Below are 17,805 nucleotides of genomic sequence, written 5' to 3'. Positions count from 1 at the left end.
TGGTCGTCTCGAGACCAGCGCGGTGGTTCGGGCTCACCTTGCGGCCAGGGCATGTGACGTCGCGGCGATCGTGGCCGAGCCCACGACGCGGGTGCCCTCGTAGAGGACGACCGACTGACCCGGAGCGACCCCACGGATGCGCTCGTCGAGCCGCACGTGGACGACCTGCGGGTCGGCGGTGTCGACGCGCGCCCACCCCGGCACCTCGTCACCGTGCGCTCTCACCTGGGCCCCCACCCGGACCTCACCGACCGGAGCGTCCCCGCACCAGCGAGCGTGGTCGGCTGCGATGAGGTCGACCCCCAGCAGGTCCTGGGTCCCGATGAGCACCCGGTTGGTCGGAGCGTCGACGCCCACGACGTAGCGTGGCTCGGCGTCCAGCGAGGAGCGCTCCAGACCGAGACCGCGTCGCTGACCGACGGTGAAGCCGTAGGCGCCCCGGTGGGTGCCCACCACCGCACCGCTGGACGCGTCGACCATCTCGCCGGGCTGCTCGCCGAGCTGCCTGGTCAGCCAGCCCCGGGTGTCACCGTCGGGGATGAAGCAGATGTCGTAGGAGTCGGGCTTCTTGGCCACCGAGAAGCCGCGCGCCGCCGCCTCCTCACGGATCTGCGGCTTGGTCGTGTCACCGAGCGGGAAGAAGGCACGCGCCAGCTGCTCGTCGTCCAGCACCCCCAGGACGTAGGACTGGTCCTTGGCCGCGTCGACGGCACGGTGGAGCTCGCGCCGCACCACGCCGTCCCCGGCCGGCCGCTCGACGATCTGCGCGTAGTGCCCCGTCGCCACGGCGTCGAACCCCAGCGCCACCGCACGGTCGAGCAGCGCCGCGAACTTGATCGACTCGTTGCAGCGCAGGCACGGGTTGGGAGTGCGGCCCGCCTGGTACTCGGCCACGAAGTCGTCCATGACGTCGCGCTGGAACCGCTCTGCCATGTCCCAGACGTAGAAGGGGATGCCGAGCCGGTCGGCCACGCGCCGAGCGTCCCCGGCGTCCTCGATGGTGCAGCACCCACGGGCGGACTCCCGCAGCGTCGCAGCCGAACGAGACAGAGCGAGGTGCACACCGACCACCTCGTGCCCGGCGTCGAGCATCCGCGCGGCGGCGACGGCCGAGTCCACACCGCCGCTCATGGCGGCCACGACACGCATCAGGCCGCCCCGCTGGCACGTCGGGCCCGCTCGACGACGGCGGGCAGCGCCGCGAGGAAGGCGTCGATGTCGGCGTCGGTCGAGGTGTGCCCGAGCGAGAGGCGCAGTGCTCCGCGGGCCTCCGCCTCCGGATAGCCCATGGCGAGCAGCACGTGGCTCGGCTGCGGCACACCGGCCTGGCACGCCGACCCGGTCGAGCACTCCACGCCGGCGGCGTCGAGGAGGTAGAGCAGGGAGTCGCCCTCGCAGCCCGGGACGAGCAGGTGGGCGTTGCCGGGCAGCCGGTCGGTGGCATCGCCCTCGGTCCAGCACCCGCTCACGCTGATGCCGAGCCCGAGCCCGACCGCACCACCGATGAGGCGGTCCCGCAGCTCGGTGAGGCGCTTGGCCGCGACGTCACGTTCGGCGACCGCCTCCGTGAGGGCAACCGCGAACGCGCGTATGCCGGCTGCGTCGAGAGTGCCCGACCGCACCTGCCGCTCCTGGCCACCTCCGTGGGCGAGCGGCACGAGCCGGGCATCGCGCCGGGCGAGCAGCGCACCGACACCGACCGGTCCCCCGACCTTGTGGGCAGAGACGGTCATGAGGTCGGCGCCGCTCGCGGCGAAGTCGACGGGAAGCTGCCCGACCGCCTGCACGGCGTCGGTGTGGAACGGCACGCCGGCCTCGCGGGCGGCGGCGGCCAGCTCGGCCACGGGCTGCACCGTCCCGACCTCGTTGTTGGCCCACATGACGCTGGCGACCGCCACGTCGAGCGAGTCGCTGGCTCCACCCGCAGCAGCGAGCGCGCTGCGCAGGTCCTCGACCGAGATGTGCCCGCAGCGGTCCGGCTCCAGCCAGGTGACCTCTGCGTCGTGGTGCTTGACGAGGTGCTCCACCGGGTCGAGGACGGCGTGGTGCTCGATCCCGCCCACCACGAGCCGGCGGGCGCCCACGGAACGCACGCGGGCGGCATACGTGCCCTTGATGGCCAGGTTGTCCGCCTCGGTGCCACCGGACGTGAAGACGACCTCCGACGGTCGGGCACCGAGGGCACCGGCGATCTCCTCGCGCGACTCCTCGACGACGGCACGGGAGGCGCGACCGGAGGTGTGCAGCGAGGAGGCGTTGCCGCCGCGCTCGCTCTGCTCAACCCACGCAGCGCGAGCCGACGCCCGCATGGGGGTCGTCGCCGCATGGTCCAGGTACGCGCTCACCAGCCGATTCTACGTTCGCGACGTGGAGCCCACCGCCGCAGGAGCGACGACCTCACGGGGCGCACACCGCCACTACGCTGTCAGCAGCTTGACAGGAGGCACGATGGCGGAGACGACGCCGACGCTCTATGACTGGTGTGGCGGCCACGCCGCCCTGCTGCGGCTCACCCAGGTCTTCTACGACCGGGTGCTCGCCGACCCGGTCCTCGAGCCGGTGTTCCGGCACATGAGCCCCGGCCACCGGGAGCACGTGGCGCGGTGGCTCGGCGAGGTCTTCGGTGGACCGCCCGACTACACCGACCACCTCGGCGGCTACCCCGCCATGCTGCGTCACCACGTCGGCCTGGCCATCAGCGAGGAGCAACGTGCCCGGTGGGCCGGTCTCATCGCGGCGAGCGCCGACGAGGCCGGCCTGCCCGACGACCCGGAGTTCCGCTCGGCCTTCGTGGCCTACGTCGAGTGGGGAACCCGGATCGCGCTGGCCAACTCCGCCGCCGGCGCCGACCCACCCGAGAACCTCCCGGCACCGCGCTGGGGCTGGGGGGAGGCCCCGCCCTACCGCGGTTGACCTGCGGTGGATGCGCTCGATCGGCCCTGGCAAGAGCTCACCCCGCGAACCAGAGGTTCGCGGGGTGAGACCGTGGCGCGGCTGATGCGCAGGAGGCGTGCGGCGCGTCAGGCCTTGGCCTTCTTGACGGCCTCGGTCGCCTGCGGCAGGACGGTGAACAGGTCACCGACGACGCCGAAGTCGACGAGCTCGAAGATCGGCGCCTCCTCGTCCTTGTTGATCGCGATGATCGTCTTGGACGTCTGCATGCCGGCCCGGTGCTGGATCGCACCCGAGATGCCGGCCGCGACATAGAGCTGCGGCGAGACTGCCTTGCCGGTCTGGCCGACCTGGTTGCTGTGCGGGTACCAGCCGGCGTCGACGGCGGCGCGCGAGGCACCGACGGCAGCACCGAGGGAGTCGGCGAACTCCTCGACCGGACCGAAGTCACCCGCGGTGCCGCGACCGCCGGAGACGACGATCTTGGCCTCGGTGAGCTCCGGGCGACCGGTCGCCTCCTTGGGCTTGGACTCCGTGATCCTGGCGGCCTTGGCGGCGTCGGAGAGGGTGACCTCGACCTTCTCCAGGGTGCCCGCGGCGGGCGCCGGCTCGATGGCGACCGAGTTGGGCTTGACCGCGACGATGGCGGTGCCCTGGGTGATGGTCGACGTCACCGTGTAGGACCCGGCGAAGACCGACTGGGTCGTCTCGACGCCCTCGCCACCAGCGGTGACGTCGACGGCGTCGGTGATGACGCCCGACTCGGTGCGGATCGCGAGGCGGGCCGCGATCTCCTTGCCGGAGGCGTTGCTCGGGATGAGCACGGCGAGCGGAGAAGTCTTCTCGACGACCGCGGCGAGGATCTCGGCCTGCGGGGCGACGAGGTACTCGAGGGCGTCGGGGGCGTCGTAGACGTAGACCTTGTGCGCGCCGTACTTGGCGAGGGTGACCTGGGCGGTCTCGGCGCCGGGGCCGATGTAGACCGCGGACGGCTCACCGAGCCGGCGGGCGATGGTCAGCAGCTCGGCGGTCGCCTTGCGGATCTTGCCGCCGACGTGGTCGACGAGGACGAGAACTTCAGCCATGTCTGGTATCTCCTCAGAGGAACTTCTGCGCGGACAGGAACTCGGCGAGCTTGGTGCCGCCGTCGCCCTCGTCGGTGACGAGCTGGCCCTGCTCACGCGGCGGGCGCTTGGCGAACGAGGTCACCCTGGTCCACGCGGCATCGAGACCGACCCGGCCGGCGTCGAGCCCGAGGTCCTCGAGCGTCCACGTGTCGACCGGCTTCTTCTTCGCGGCCATGATCCCCTTGAAGGATGGGTAGCGCGGCTCGTTGATCTGGTCGGTGACCGACACCAGCGCCGGCAGCGACGACGTGATCGTCTCGGACGCGGCGTCACCGTCGCGGCGGATCGTCACGGACCCGTCCTCGAGGGTGAGCTCGGAGGCGTAGGTGACCTGCGGGAGGCCGAGTCGCTCGGCGACCATCGCCGGCACGACGCCCATGACACCGTCCGTCGACGACATGCCCATGAGCACGAGGTCGGGGTTGTCCCCACCAGAGGCCTTCCGGATCGCCTCGGCCAGGATGAGCGAGGTGGCGGCGGCGTCGGACCCGTGGATCGCCTCGTCACTGACGTGGACGGCCTTGTCGGCGCCCATCTGCAGAGCCTTCTTGATCGCGTCGAGGGCCTGCGCGGGACCGACGGTGACGACAGTGACCTGGCCCTCGCCAGCCTCGGCGAGCTTGAGCGCCTCCTCGACGGCGTACTCGTCGATCTCCGACAGGAGACCTTCGACGCCCTCGCGGTCAGTGGTGCTGTCGGCCTCGTGGAACGTGCGGTCGGACTGTGCGTCAGGCACGTACTTGACGCAGACGACGATGTTCATGCGTGCCTCGTCCTCATCTCTGGGTGACTCCGGTGGGGTGAAACGTTCACGACCGAGCGTATGCCGCGTGCTCGCCCTGCGGAGAATCCCCCGGGCGTGATCGTGGGCACAGAAAAGGTTGCCCGACCTCTCCGCCCCACTCCCGGCGATGGGTGAGAGACCATCGAAGGACCGCGCGTTGGACCGAGCGAGAGCTGCGACCACGAGGAGGAGTGCCAGTGTTCAAGGTGCTGCTGCTCGACCTCGACGGGGTCCTGAGGGTCTGGGACCCCGACCACACGGGCGCGGTCGAGCAGGCGCACGGTCTCCCGGCCGGGACCCTCGCGGTGGCGGCGTTCGCCCCGAACCGGCTCCACCCGGCCCTCACCGGTGTCGTCGACGACGGGGCGTGGCGCGCCTCAGTGGCCGAAGCGATCGCGGCGGAGCACGGTGAGGTGGCCCATGCCGCGGTGCACGACTGGATGAAGCCGACGGGCACGGTCGACCACGGCGTCCTCGAGATCGTGCGCCGCGCCCGCGCTGGGCTGCGGGTCGTGCTCTTCACCAACGCCACCAGCCGGCTCGAGGACGACCTCGCCCGACTGGGCCTCGCGGACGAGGTCGACGACGTGATGAGCAGCGCGAACATCGGGATGGCCAAGCCCGACCCCGACGTGTTCAGCCGGGTCGCCCTCCAGAACGGGATGATGTTCAGCGAGCTCGCCTTCATCGACGACTCGCCCGAGAACGTCGCGACGGCCGAGATCCTCGGGATCCGGTCACACCTCTACACCGACGTCGGGGGCCTTCGCTCGTTCGTCGACGAGCTCCTCGGGTCCTGACCTCTCACTCCCACTTCTTGCGAGTTTGACTCAGGCACGGGGGGCCTTCGGCCCGCTCGGCCTGAGTCAAACTCGCAACAAGTCGGTCGTTCAGGCGCCTTCGAAGGTGGCCTTGCCCGGTCCGTTCTCGATGAAGGACGCCATGCCGGTCGTGCGGTCCTTCGTGGCGAACAGGGACGCGAAGAGCATCCGCTCGATCTCGAGCCCGCTCTGCAGGTCGGTCTCGAGGCCGGAGTCGATGGCCTCCTTCGCGGCACGGATCGCGTAGGCCGGCCCACCGGCATACCGGCTCACCATCTTCTTCGCGGCCGCCAGCACCGCCTCCGAACCGCGCTCCCCCGGCTCGACGACCTCGTCGACGAGACCGATCGCGAGCGCCTCGTCGGCATCGACGAAGCGTCCCGTGAAGATGAGGTCCTTGGCCCTGGCCGGGCCGACGAGGCGGGCCAGGCGCTGACTGCCGCCGGCCCCGGGGATGAGCCCGAGAAGCACCTCGGGCTGACCGAGCTTGGCGCCCCTGGCCGCGATGCGGAAGTCGCAGGCGAGGGTGACCTCGCAGCCTCCACCGAGGGCGTAGCCGGTGATGGCCGCGACGGTGGGCTTGGGGATTCGCGCGAGGGCGCGGGTGAAGTCCTGGAACAGGTGGGAGTGGTCGACCATGTCGGTGTAGGACCAGTCCGCCATCTGCTTGATGTCGACCCCGGCAGCGAAGACCTTCTCGCCGCCGTAGACGACGACCGCGAAGACGTCCTTGCGCTCGGTCGCCTCGGCGGACGCGGCGATGATGCCGCGCTGCACCTCGGCGTCGAGGGCGTTCATCGGCGGCCGGTCGAGCCGGATGATGCCGATGCCGTCCTCGACCTCGAGGCGCACGACGTCGCTCATGTCAGCTGTCCTGGCTCGGCGCCGAGCCGTTGGGGCCTCGGCCGGGCTCATCGGAGCCCTCGGGGGCGTCGCTCGGCACCTCGCCCTGCGTCTGCCCGGGCTCGAGGCCCAGCGCGCGCTCGTGCCACAGCTGGACGCCCGAGAGGATGATCGAGGTGCTCACCTGGACGAGCGTGGCCACGTCCGCACCCTCGACGACGATGTGCTCGCTCGTCACGACGAGCGTGTTGTTGGCGACGCCGGTCTTGACGCAGTTGAGCGAGAGGTTGACCTCGTTGCACGTGGCCATGACCTTGTCCCGGTCGGCCGCGACCTCCTCGGGCAGGGTCCACTGCCCGAAGATGCGCATGACGGGCAGCTCGCCCTCGGTGACGCGGACGAAGATCGTCTGCTCGTTGGCCTGGTAGGCGACGTCGCCGTCGGTGTCGAGGTTGGGCTGGGCGCCCGCGTCGACGAGCACGTCGAGGACTCGGCCGCGCAGCGGGTGCTCGTTCGCAGGGGGCGGGAAGTTGGGGAGAGAAGTGGGATCACTCATGAGTCCACCTTGTCACGTGCGGTGTGCGACGCGCGCGGGTGGCGCCTGCTCGCGCCCAGTCCCTCCGGGCCTCAATAGGCTGCACGCCATGACGCCGCTGACGTCCGCCGCCACCGCCTCCTCCTTCCGGGCCCCCCGCGACCTCCCGCCCGCACCGGGCGTGACCCTCGTCGACGGCGGCATCGAGGTGAGCGTCTATGCAGGGCACGCCGACTCGGTCGAGCTGTGCCTCTTCGACGCGGGCGACAGCGAGGGCGTGACCGAGCGTCGGGTGCCCCTGGTCGACCATGCCTTCGGCTGGTGGTTCGGCTTCGTCCCCGACGTCGGTGTCGGCCAGCGCTACGGCTTCCGCGTCGGCGGCGCCTGGGACCCGGAGCAGGGGCTGCGGCACAACCCGGCCCAGCTGCTCATGGACCCCTATGCCCGCGCCATCGAGGGCGAGGTCCGCTGGGGACCCAGCGTCTACGGTCACGTCGTCGACGACCGCTCCTGGCGAGGCGACGGGTCCGCCCCCTCGGACTCGGACTCCGCCCCCGACATGCCGCGGTGCGTCGTCGTCGACGAGTCCTTCGACTGGGGTGATGACGCGCCGCCAGCGGTGACACGCAGCGAGACCGTGATCTACGAGACGCACGTCCGCAGCCTCACGATGCAGCTCCCGGGGGTGCCCGAGGACCTGCGAGGGACGTATGCCGGGATGGCCCACCCGGCGACGATCGACCACCTCACCGGGCTCGGGATCACCGCGGTCGAGCTGCTGCCCGTGCACTCCTTCGCCTCCGAGCCGGCGCTGGTGCAGAAAGGGCTGGCCAACCACTGGGGCTACAACACGTTGGGCTTCTTCGCTCCTCACGCTCCGTATGCCGCGTCCCGGGACCCGCAGGGAGCCCTCGACGAGTTCAAGGGCATGGTCAAGCTCCTCCACGCGGCCGGGCTCGAGGTGCTGCTCGACGTCGTCTACAACCACACGGCCGAGCAGGACGGCACCGGAGCCACCCTCTCCTTCCGCGGGCTCGACAACCGCGCCTACTACCGGCTCGACGAACGCGGTCGCGACATCGACGTCACCGGGACCGGCAACACGCTCGACCTGCGTCACCCGGTGATGTGCCGCCTGGCCTTGGACTCGTTGCGCTACTGGGTGCAGGAGTGCCACGTCGACGGCTTCCGGTTCGACCTGGCGGTCGCCCTCGGCCGCGGGCGCACCGACGAGTTCGACCCCGACCACCCGTTCCTCGTCGGCCTGCGCACCGACCCGGTGCTGTCGCGCACCAAGCTCATCGTCGAGCCGTGGGACGTCGGGATGCACGGCTGGCGCACCGGCCAGTTCCCACCCCCGTTCTCGGAGTGGAACGACCGCTTCCGAGACTCGGTGCGTGACTTCTGGCTGGCCGACCACCGGCCCGAGGTCCCCGGCCAGGTGCCACACGGGGTGCAGGACCTCGCCACCCGCCTCGCCGGGTCGCGAGACCTCTTCGGCACGCGGGACCGCGGACCGACCGCGTCGGTGAACTTCGTGACGGCTCACGACGGGTTCACGCTCGCCGACCTCACGGCATACGACGAGAAGCACAACGAGGACAACGGCGAGGACAACAACGACGGCTCCAACGGCAACCACTCGTGGAACCACGGGGTCGAGGGGCCGACCGACGACGAGCAGGTGCAGACGCAGCGTCGGCGCTCGATGCGCAACCTCCTCGGGACCCTCCTGCTGTCCTCCGGCATCCCGATGATCAACGCCGGTGACGAGCTCGGTCGCAGCCAGAACGGCAACAACAACCCCTACAACCAGGACAACGCGACGACGTGGTTCGACTGGGAGCTCGCGCCCTGGCAGGACGACCTCCTCGCGACGACCCGGCACCTCCTCGCCATCCGCAGCGAGCACCCGGCACTGCGGCAGCGCACGTGGGCCCTCGGGCGCGAGGTGCACGAGGACGGCTCCATCGACCTCGCCTGGTATGCCGCCGACGGTGCGCCCATGCACGACTGGTCCTCCCCCGACAACAGGACCCTGCAGATGCTCGTCAACGGTGCCTGGCTCGGTCATGAGTCGGTCCTCGTCGTGCTCCACGGCGGGCAGCACGAGCAGCAGGTGAGGTTGCCGACGGCGCCGGGCCTCGCCCACTTCCGTCTCCTCTGGGACAGCCAGTGGGAGCGGCCGGAGGACGGTGCGCGGTCGGCCGCGGGCGACGACGTCACGCTCGCGCCGCTCAGCATGCGCGCGTATGCCGTGACCGACCCGACCTGAGGCGGGTTCGCCGGTGCCGTTCCGGCACCCTGTGGAAAACTCCTCGGCCGTCGTGGGCGATGTCCCTAGCGTTCGGGTATGCCGTCCTCGACCGACTTCGACCTCACCGTGCGGTGGCCCAAGCGCCGCCAGGGCGGGGTCGACGTCCGCATCTCGGCCCCGGACGGGTCGACCCTGGCCGACGTCCTGCCGCTGCTCAGCGACCTCCTCGACTGCACCCCGACCACGGTCTCGTGCGGCGGGATCACCGTCGAGCCCGCCGCGCGACTGGGCAGGCCACCCCTGGTGCACGGCGCCACGTTGGTCCTCGACGAGCCCGAGCGCTCTCCTGCAGGCGGGTCGGCGCCCATGGACCTCGCGGTCGTGGCCGGGCCGGACGCCGGTCGTCGTGTCCCGCTGAGCCCGGACGGGGTGGTCGTCGGGCGGTCCGCGGGCCTGGGCCTCAACCTCGCGGACGACCGGCTCAGTCGCCGACATGCGCGGATCAGCCTGTCGGACAACGGTTTTCGGGTCACCGACCTGTCCTCCACCAACGGCACCCGGTGCGGGGCCTCGCGCCTTGCCGACGGGGGCTCCGCCGACATCGACGGGTCCGAGCTCATCGCCATCGGCAACTCGTTGCTGCGTCTCGTGCGCGCCGGAGGCACCACGGCGTCGATGCTTCCACGGGGCGACGGGCGCGTCGTCGTCAACCGCTCGCCCCGGACCCGCCCACCAGAGCTGGCGACGACGATCACGGCCCCTGCGGCGCCGATCCCGCCGCGTCGAGGGCGCATCCCCTGGGTCGCGGCCGTGCTGCCCGTCCCCTTCGCCGGGATGCTCGCCGTCTTCTTCGGCCCACAGATGCTGGCGTTCGCCCTGCTGTCACCGCTCATGCTCGTCGGCAACGTCGTGGGCGACCGGTGGGGAGGCCGGCGGGACCACGCACGCGAGGTTGCCACCCACGAGGCCGAGCTGGCCGAGCGCCGCAGTGAGTTCGACGCCCTCCGGCGGCTCGAGCGCGAGCAGCGGTGGCGTGACCTGCCGGACCCGTCCACGGTGCTCGACATCGCGGTCGGTCCTCGCACCCGCCTCTGGGAACGACGACGTGGAGCGCCCGACTTCGGCCGGGTCCGGCTCGGTGTCGGCGAGCTCCCGACGAGGACCGGCTGGGCCACGGACAGCAACAGCCCCGTGGAGCATCCGGCACTGGCGGACCTTCCGGTCGAGGTCGACCTCGACGAGGTGGGCGGACTCGGCATCGCCGGGCCGCCCGCCGAGGTCGAGGCGATGATCCGCCACGTCCTGGGTCAGGTGGCAGCCCTGCACTCACCTCGAGACCTGCGGATCCTCGTGTGCTCCGAGGGCGGCACTGGCGGTGACGGTTCGCTCTCGTGGGCACGTTGGCTCCCGCACACCACGGCATACGGAGATCTGTCCACCTGCCTGGAGACGCTGCGAGAGCTCGTCAGTCGCCGAGAGGACGACCAACAGGGCGGGCGGCAAGCGCCGCGGGTGCTGCTCGCCCTTCCCCGGTGCGAGAGCGATCTCGCCCTGGGCGAGCTGGTCGACCTCCTCGAGCGCGGTCGCGAGCTCGGCGTGTGGTGCCTCGTGGGAGCGCGCACCGCCGGAGCCCTGCCGTCGTCGTCGCGCGCGGTCGTCGGCGTCGGTGCCAGCGGTGGCGCCGGCGCCGGGGGGCTCGGGGCGAGACTGGACGTCGACGGGGCCGAGCCGGTGGCCGCCTTCACCCCGGACCTCGTCGGATGGTGGTGGGGTGAGCGTCTCGGGCGCGGCCTAGCCGCACTGGTGGACGCCACGGGCGAAGGCGATGTTCTGCCCGGCTCGGTAGACCTTCTCGACGTGCTCCCGTGGCTCGACGGCGCTCCGACCCTCACTGCCACGGCACTGGACGGGCACTGGGCCATGGGCGACGGACGGCCGCGGGCCCGGTTGGGGCGGCTCGCGGGGAGCGAGTGGACGATCGACCTTGCCGCCGACGGCCCCCACCTGCTCGTCGGGGGGACGACCGGCTCGGGCAAGTCCGAGCTGCTCCGCACGCTGGTCACGTCCCTGGCGCTGGAGTGCTCACCCGAGGACATGACGTTCGTGCTCGTCGACTACAAGGGCGGATCCGCCTTCGGCGAGTGCGCCGACCTGCCGCACACGGTGGGTCTCGTGACCAACCTCGACGACGGCCTCGCGCACCGCGCGCTCGTCAGCCTCGGCGCCGAGATCACCCGTCGCGAGGCGTTGCTCGCGGCCTCGGGTGCGCGCGACTTCGACGACCACCGACGCCGGGCCGGGGGCCTCCCGCGGCTCGTCATCGTCATCGACGAGTTCCGGCTGCTCGCGGACGAGCTGCCCGACTTCGTCGACGGAGTGGTGTCGCTCGCCGCCGTCGGACGATCGCTGGGCGTCCACCTCGTCCTCGCCACGCAGCGCCCTGCAGGCGCCATCACGGCGGACATCCAGGCCAACGTCAACCTGCGGATCGCCATGCGCATGCGCGATGTCGCCGACTCCACCGATGTCGTCGGCGCCCCGGACGCTGCCCACCTCAGTCCTCACCTGCCGGGGCGAGGCTTCGCCCGCGGCGGTGACGGCGAGCTCCTCGAGTTCCAGGCAGCCCGCGTCGGCAACGGCACGGCCACGCCGACGACGCGGGTGAGCGTGCTCGACGCATCGGGTCTGCCGACCGGGCGGGACGTCACGTCGGTGGACGCTGCGGTCGACGCGTCGGCAGGTCGGGACCTGTCGGCGAGCTCGCCTGCCGAAGCGGACAGCCCCGGCCTGGCGACTCTCGCCGCGACGGCACGGCGGGCCGCCGCGCAGGCCGGGTCTGGTCGGCCGCACCGCCCGTGGCTGCCGCCACTGCCCGAGGTCCTTGGCAACGTGGGCATGGGGGTGCACTCGGTCGGGTTGCTGGACTCGCCAGCGCACCAACGTCAGGACGAGTTCGAGCACTCGGGCGGGCACGGCCACTGGCTCGTCGTCGGTGGGCCACGGTCGGGACGGACGGCGACCCTGCGGACGCTCCTCGCCTCGCACGTCGCACAGACCGGCAGCCCCACCCACGCCTATGTCATCGACACCAGCGGGGAGCTGGCCGACCTCGAGGCCCTTCCGCACGTCGGCGCCGTCGTTCGTGCCGACGACATCTCGCGCGTGCGGCGGCTCGTGGACAAGCTCCGTTCGCTGACGGATCGACCATCGACCCAGCACGGGGACGTGCCCACCATCCTGTTGCTCGTCGACGGCTGGGAACGGCTGGACTCCGACGAGACGCTCGCCATCGGTGGGCTGCGTGACGACCTGCAGGACCTCCTGCGCGCTGGTGGCAGTGCCCTGAGGGCGGTCGTCACCGGGGACCGGTCCGTCCTGTCGAGCCGGCTGAGCGCTGTGGTCTCGGAGACCTTCCTCCTGCCGTTCGCAGATCCATCCGAGGCGGCGTATGCCGGCCTCTCACGCCGGGACCTCCCGTCCAGTCGGGCGCCGGGTCGGGGGCTGCGGCTGCGTGATCGGGCCGAGGTGCAGTTCGCGCTGCGAGATCCTCTGGCGGAGGCGGCCCCTCGTGACGATCGCGCCGCGCCACCCTTCTCGCTGCCGCAGCTACCCGAGATCGTCGATCACGCCCTCCTGCTGGCCGGGCTGCCGGCTGGCTCCCCGGGCGACGAGAGCGGCACCACCGGCGGCGGGGCCGGGGGCAGTGGCAGGTCGAACTCCGACCGCGGCCGATCGTCGGCGCTGCCCGTGGGGCTGTCTGCCGAGACCGGCGGGGTGGCCACCCTGGACCCGGACGTCCACGGTCGGAGGATCCTGGTGGCAGGGCATGCACGGTCGGGTCGCTCCACCACGCTCGCAGCGATCGGCCGCTCTGCCGTCGCCTCGGGTCGGCCGGTCGCCGTCGTCGAGGGGCGCGGGGGCCAGGTCGGCCGCAGAGTCGCTGCCCACGTCACTGTCGACCCTTGGGACGACCGAGCCCTGGTCGAGGCGAAGCGTCGCCACCCGGACCTGGTCGTCCTCATCGACGACGCCGAACGTCTCGACGGGAGCCCCGTCGAGCCCGTGCTCAGCGAGATTCTCGCGCTCGTGGATCGCGACGGTGGCCTCGTCGTCGGCGCGACGACCCCCACAGCGGTCGCGACGGCGTTCCGTGGGATCGTCCATGCGGTTGCTCGGGAGCAGTCCGGCATCCTCCTCTGTCCACGCACGCCCAGCGACGGTGAGGCGTTCGCGATCCGGGCGCCGAGGGGGCTCACGTCGACACCGGGGCGAGCCCTCCTGATCAGTGGACGGCAGCACGAGGAGATCCAGGTGGCCCAGCCGCTACCCTCGGACCGCGTGCCTGCGTGAGGCGCCATGTCGGAACGGATTCGTCGCGCAGGTCGTTGCGCGAGGTGGAAGCCAGAGACGCCGCAGAGCGTGGACGCAGAAGTCCATTCCCCCGGAATCGCTGCAGAATTGGGACCCAGGGTCTAAACTAGAGGTTCGGACGTCTGTGTGTGTCTACGCCCGACTGGTTTGCAAGGACGCAACCCCCGGTTGGCCCTTGCTCACCCCTGCAAGCGGCCAGCACCACCTGAACTCCACGGACAAGGAGCACCACCCATGGATTGGCGCGACCGCGCTGCCTGCCTCGATGAGGATCCCGAGCTGTTCTTCCCCATTGGGAACACCGGCCCGGCGATCATGCAGATCGAGGAGGCCAAGGCTGTCTGCCGCCGTTGTGAAGTCGTTGACACCTGCCTCAAGTGGGCGTTGGAGTCCGGACAGGACGCTGGCGTCTGGGGCGGACTCTCCGAGGACGAACGGCGCGCACTCAAGCGCCGCAATGCCCGCGCACGCCGCGCAGGCTGACTCACAGCACGACACTCGACGGCCTCGCCATTGCGGCGAGGCCGTTCTTGTCTCTCCAGCATCGCCGACCACGTGCTGCTCAGGTGGTGGTGGTGCTGCGTGCTTCGTCGAGCATGCTGGCGAGGGCGTCGTCGAACTCGGCGTCGTGCAGCGCCTGTGAAAGCTCGCGGGTCCGCTCCTCCGCCATCCACTGGTCCACCCAGTGGGCGATGAGGTGTGCGGGCGGTTCGTGGGTCCAGGGGTCGGGTGGTCCGGTGTCGAGGCCGGTCCGTCCGACCGCGCCCGGCGCGTCCGGGCGGTTCTTCTTCGTGCGGGCGCGCCGGATCGCGGTCAGGCGTGCGGGCAGGTCCCGGTCGTAGGAGCCGGGCGTCAGCTCCCACGTCACCGACCGGCCGTGTTCGTCGGGTGGGTGCACCGTTGCGGTGAGGCGTTGGTCGTGAACCTGGGTGTGGTGCCGCTGACACAACAGCGCCGCGTTGGCCAGGTCCGAGGGGCCGCCGTCGACCCAATGGACCAGGTGGTGCGCCTTGGCCCACCCGGCCGGGACGTCACACCCCGGATAGGTGCACCCACCATCCCGAAGCCACAACGCGCGACGCTGAGCCCGGGTGAAGAGCCGCACCGCCCGGCCGAGGTCGAGGACCTCACCGTCGGCACCCAACACGACGGGGAGGACGTCGGCGTCGCAGGCGAGCTGCCGCACGACCGCCGGGGACAGCATCGTGGCCTGCGCCCGGGACACCATCACCCGCCCACACCCCGACCCAGCACCCGTACCCGTCATCGAGCCCGCAGAGGCGGTAGCAGTGCCGGCGTCGGCGTCGGTGTTGGTGTCGTCGCTGTCAGGGTCGTCGCTGCCCTCGCAGCCTTGGGTTCCGAGCCTGTCGAGCAGGTCCTGCAACGTCATCCTCACGTGCAACGTCGTCGACGCCGCACCAGGAGTGGTGTTCGCGGCGTCCTCGCCCGCGACCCGGCCGCAGACCGCGGCCAACGCTTCCGCGCGGCGTTGCTCGGCCGGACGGGTGTCCCGCTCTCCGGTGACGTCGTTGGGCGCGGGCTGGGACAGCGGCCCGATCGCCGCCTCCAACGTCGCCGCCTGTGCTGGGGTCAACCCCAACCGGTACTCCGTGATCTCCGCGTCGTTGACCCGTGGTGAGGTCAGGTACGCCGCCTTCCGCAACCTGACCTGCGCATCATCGAGCTCGCCCTCGACCCCGAACATCGCCAACAGGTGCGGCCGCAACCGCCGAGCCTCCGCGCACCCCCACCGCACCCCATGGTCCAGGACCGCGCCCGCCACCGTCGGCACCGCACCCGGGCGCAGGTGGTCGGACAGCTTGGCCATCTCCTTCAACGCCGTCAACGCCAACCCCGCACCCACCTCACCGGTGACCACCCGAGCCCACACCACCCCCTCAGCCCGCTCCGGGTCCGCGTACGCCCCCGCCCCCGGACCGGCCGTGGACCAGAGCCCGCCCGGGACCGAGCACGCCACGTCCTGCGCGAGCTGCGCCACCTGCCCCGCGCCCCCCTGCTGCAACGACGGTGCGTGCTCGCGCACCCAGGAGTGCACCGACCCCACCCCACGCCGGGCCGAGGTGAACTCCCCCCGGTGCGCCGCCTCCGCGACCACCCGCACCTGACCCGCCCCCGCCCGAGCCTTCACGTCATCCAACAACCCCATGAACTCCGCCAGCTCGGGACCGGTCAACCGAGCCAGCACCTCCCCCAACGGACCCGCCCCCGCAGCATCCGAAGCCAGCACCTCGCGAGCACCCTCCAACACCGCACGCAGCCGCGCGATGTCGTCCCCGGGTGCCTCGTTCATACCCACCATTATCCTCGAACAAGTGTTCGTATGTCAAGTTTCGAGGCCACAAGGATGGGGTGAATTCGCCACTGGCACAGTCGATTCGCGGGGACGCGCTTAGCGTCGGCCGACCCGAAACCCTCGGCTGGCGCGACGCTACTCAGGACCTGTGACAAGCGTCGGATGGTCGTCAAGGTGAGCCGGGCGGGCGGACGGAGTCACATAGGGCGATGCGCGCGTTTGCGACGAAGGAGCAACTGAGCGCGCGTCGCCCTATGTGACGGAGGGTCGCCCTCTGTGACAGAGGTTCGCCATGGGTGACGGAGGTTCGCCATGGGTGACGGAGGTGAGCAGGATGACGAGCGCGAGCGGACGGCATACGCCGGGGTTGGTGCCCTAGTGACGGGTGAGCGGGCGCAACCGGGCCGTGAACTCGACCCGCGTGCCCTGAGGAGACACCGACTCCCAGCGGATCTTGCCCTGCAGGTCCTGGACCAGCGACGTGACGATGCGCGTCCCGAGTCCGGCCAGCACCGGACGGAAGCCGGCCGGCAAGCCGGTGCCGTCGTCCGTGATCGTGACGGTGAGGCCCTCGACCCCGGGCTCCACCTCGGCCCGGTCCACCTCGATCGAGATCGAGCCACCGCGTGATGCCAGCCCGTGCTCCACGGCGTTCTGGACCAGCTCCGAGACGATCATCGCCAGTGAGGTCGCATCCTCGGCGCGCATCCTCCCGAAGGAGCCACGCACGGTCGAGTCCACCCGATGTTCGGTCACCGCGATGTCGACGACCGCCCGCAGGCCCCGCACCGCGATCTCGTCGAAGTCGACCGTCTCGTCGATTCCCTGGCTGAGCGTCTCGTGGACGAGGGCGATGGTCCCGACCCGCCGCACGGCCTCGTCGAGGGCGTTGCGCGCGCCCTGGTCGGGGACCCGTCGGGACTGCAGCCGCAGCAGCGCCGCCACGGTCTGGAGGTTGTTCTTGACCCGGTGGTGGATCTCGCGGATCGTCGCGTCCTTGGTGATGAGCTCCTGCTCCCGCCGACGCAGCTCCGAGACGTCGCGCAGGAGCAGCATCGCGCCGTCACGGCTGCCGCCCGCCGTCAGTGGAATCGCGCGCAGCGTGACACTGGCCGACTGGGTCGAGACCTCCGTCCACCAGGGGGCGCGGCCGGTGATGACGACGGCCAGGGACTCGTCGACCCCCGAGCCGGAGGCCTGCAGCAGCTCCGTGACCACCGTGGCCAGGACCTCGCCGATCACGTCACCGCGGTGACCGAGCCTATGGATGGCACTGATGGCGTTGGGGCTGGCATAGAGCACGGACCCGTCGACGTCGAGGTGGACCACGCCGTCCCCCACGCGCGGCGCCCCACGACGGGCACCGGTGGGCGCCGCGGTGCTCGGGAACTCCCCTGTCGCGATCATCCGCGTCAAGGCGTCCGCGAGCAGCCGATAGGTCAGCTCCAGCCTGCTGGGGGTGCGTCCCGACACGACGTTGGTGTGCCGGGTGATGACCGCGAGCGACCGCCCCTGGGTGACGACGGGGATCGCCTGCTCACGCACGGCCATCTCCCCCTGACGTTCGGGTTCGCGGGCGTCGACGATCCGCCGGTATCGGTAGGCCTCGTCGAGGATGGGGTCGCGCCCGCGCCCCGAGGTCCGCCCGACGACGTCGTCGTAGAAGACCATCGGCCCGGTGTTGGGTCGCACGTGCGCGACGGCCCGCCACCCCTCCAGCCCTGACGGAACCCAGAGGACGAGATCGGCGAAGGAGAGGTCGGCGATGAGCTGCCAGTCGCCGACCACGAGGTGGACCCACTCGATCTCGTGGTCCTCCATGGTCGTCGAGGCCCGCAGGGATTCGGCGAGGGTGCTCACG

The 17,805-nt window shown here is 71.3% G+C and carries 13 protein-coding genes; 5 read left to right on the top strand and 8 right to left on the bottom strand.

The genetic code is table 11. The annotated features are described in order from the left end of the window. Positions 1–33: 33 nt before the first annotated feature. Positions 34–1,149 carry a tRNA 2-thiouridine(34) synthase MnmA gene (gene mnmA / locus ACZZ98_RS14130; protein WP_463516841.1) on the bottom strand — a complete coding sequence of 372 codons (1,116 nt, stop codon included), beginning with the start codon at positions 1,147–1,149 and terminating at the stop codon, positions 34–36. Continuing rightward, positions 1,149–2,309, bottom strand: coding sequence for a cysteine desulfurase family protein (locus ACZZ98_RS14125; RefSeq protein ID WP_463517785.1), 1,161 nt, complete (start codon positions 2,307–2,309; stop codon positions 1,149–1,151). The genes mnmA and ACZZ98_RS14125 overlap by 1 nt, the downstream gene beginning before the upstream one ends. Positions 2,310–2,448: 139 nt before the next feature. On the opposite strand from ACZZ98_RS14125, the gene ACZZ98_RS14120 reads away from it, so the two are divergent. Then, positions 2,449–2,913, top strand: a complete 465-nt coding sequence (locus tag ACZZ98_RS14120) for a group II truncated hemoglobin (RefSeq protein WP_463516840.1) — start codon at positions 2,449–2,451, stop codon at positions 2,911–2,913. Positions 2,914–3,020: 107 nt separating this feature from the next. Here ACZZ98_RS14120 and ACZZ98_RS14115 read toward each other — a convergent pair whose 3' ends face one another. Then, on the bottom strand, positions 3,021–3,977 hold the full coding sequence (locus tag ACZZ98_RS14115) for an electron transfer flavoprotein subunit alpha/FixB family protein (protein WP_463516839.1): 957 nt from the start codon (positions 3,975–3,977) through the stop codon (positions 3,021–3,023). Between the two features lie 13 nt (positions 3,978–3,990). Further along, complete coding sequence (locus ACZZ98_RS14110) at positions 3,991–4,782, bottom strand: electron transfer flavoprotein subunit beta/FixA family protein (protein WP_463516838.1); 792 nt, start codon at positions 4,780–4,782, stop codon at positions 3,991–3,993. Positions 4,783–5,000: 218 nt separating this feature from the next. Here ACZZ98_RS14110 and ACZZ98_RS14105 point away from each other — a divergent pair, with 218 nt between their 5' ends. Next, positions 5,001–5,603 (top strand): HAD family hydrolase, encoded by a 603-nt coding sequence (locus tag ACZZ98_RS14105; protein WP_463516837.1) that lies wholly within the window; start codon positions 5,001–5,003, stop codon positions 5,601–5,603. 90 nt (positions 5,604–5,693) lie between these two features. On the opposite strand, the gene ACZZ98_RS14100 is transcribed toward ACZZ98_RS14105, so the two are convergent. Beyond that, entirely contained in the window at positions 5,694–6,488 is a 795-nt protein-coding gene (locus ACZZ98_RS14100; protein ID WP_463516836.1) for an enoyl-CoA hydratase/isomerase family protein, read from the bottom strand. A gap of 1 nt (position 6,489) precedes the next feature. Then, complete coding sequence (locus ACZZ98_RS14095) at positions 6,490–7,023, bottom strand: T3SS (YopN, CesT) and YbjN peptide-binding chaperone 1 (RefSeq protein ID WP_463516835.1); 534 nt, start codon at positions 7,021–7,023, stop codon at positions 6,490–6,492. A gap of 88 nt (positions 7,024–7,111) precedes the next feature. Between ACZZ98_RS14095 and glgX the strand changes: the two genes are divergently transcribed. From glgX to ACZZ98_RS14080, 3 genes are all read left to right on the top strand, one after another. Next, on the top strand, positions 7,112–9,277 hold the full coding sequence (glgX, locus tag ACZZ98_RS14090; RefSeq protein WP_463516834.1) for a glycogen debranching protein GlgX: 2,166 nt from the start codon (positions 7,112–7,114) through the stop codon (positions 9,275–9,277). A gap of 78 nt (positions 9,278–9,355) precedes the next feature. Further along, positions 9,356–13,609, top strand: a complete 4,254-nt coding sequence (locus tag ACZZ98_RS14085; protein ID WP_463516833.1) for an FtsK/SpoIIIE domain-containing protein — start codon at positions 9,356–9,358, stop codon at positions 13,607–13,609. Between the two features lie 255 nt (positions 13,610–13,864). Further along, a complete protein-coding gene (locus ACZZ98_RS14080; RefSeq protein WP_035905910.1) occupies positions 13,865–14,113 on the top strand; it encodes a WhiB family transcriptional regulator in 249 nt (82 codons plus the stop codon). A 79-nt stretch (positions 14,114–14,192) separates the two neighbouring features. Here ACZZ98_RS14080 and ACZZ98_RS14075 read toward each other — a convergent pair whose 3' ends face one another. Continuing rightward, on the bottom strand, positions 14,193–15,941 hold the full coding sequence (locus tag ACZZ98_RS14075) for an HNH endonuclease signature motif containing protein (protein ID WP_463516832.1): 1,749 nt from the start codon (positions 15,939–15,941) through the stop codon (positions 14,193–14,195). 378 nt (positions 15,942–16,319) lie between these two features. Beyond that, positions 16,320–17,804: a sensor histidine kinase gene (locus ACZZ98_RS14070; RefSeq protein ID WP_463516831.1), complete on the bottom strand. Its 1,485-nt coding sequence runs from the start codon at positions 17,802–17,804 to the stop codon at positions 16,320–16,322. Between the last annotated feature and the right edge of the window lies 1 nt (position 17,805).

The organism is Knoellia sp. AC549 (assembly GCF_979258975.1).
The sequence above is the reverse complement of the archived record's forward strand: the minus strand, read 5'-3'. Positions and strand labels throughout refer to the sequence as shown.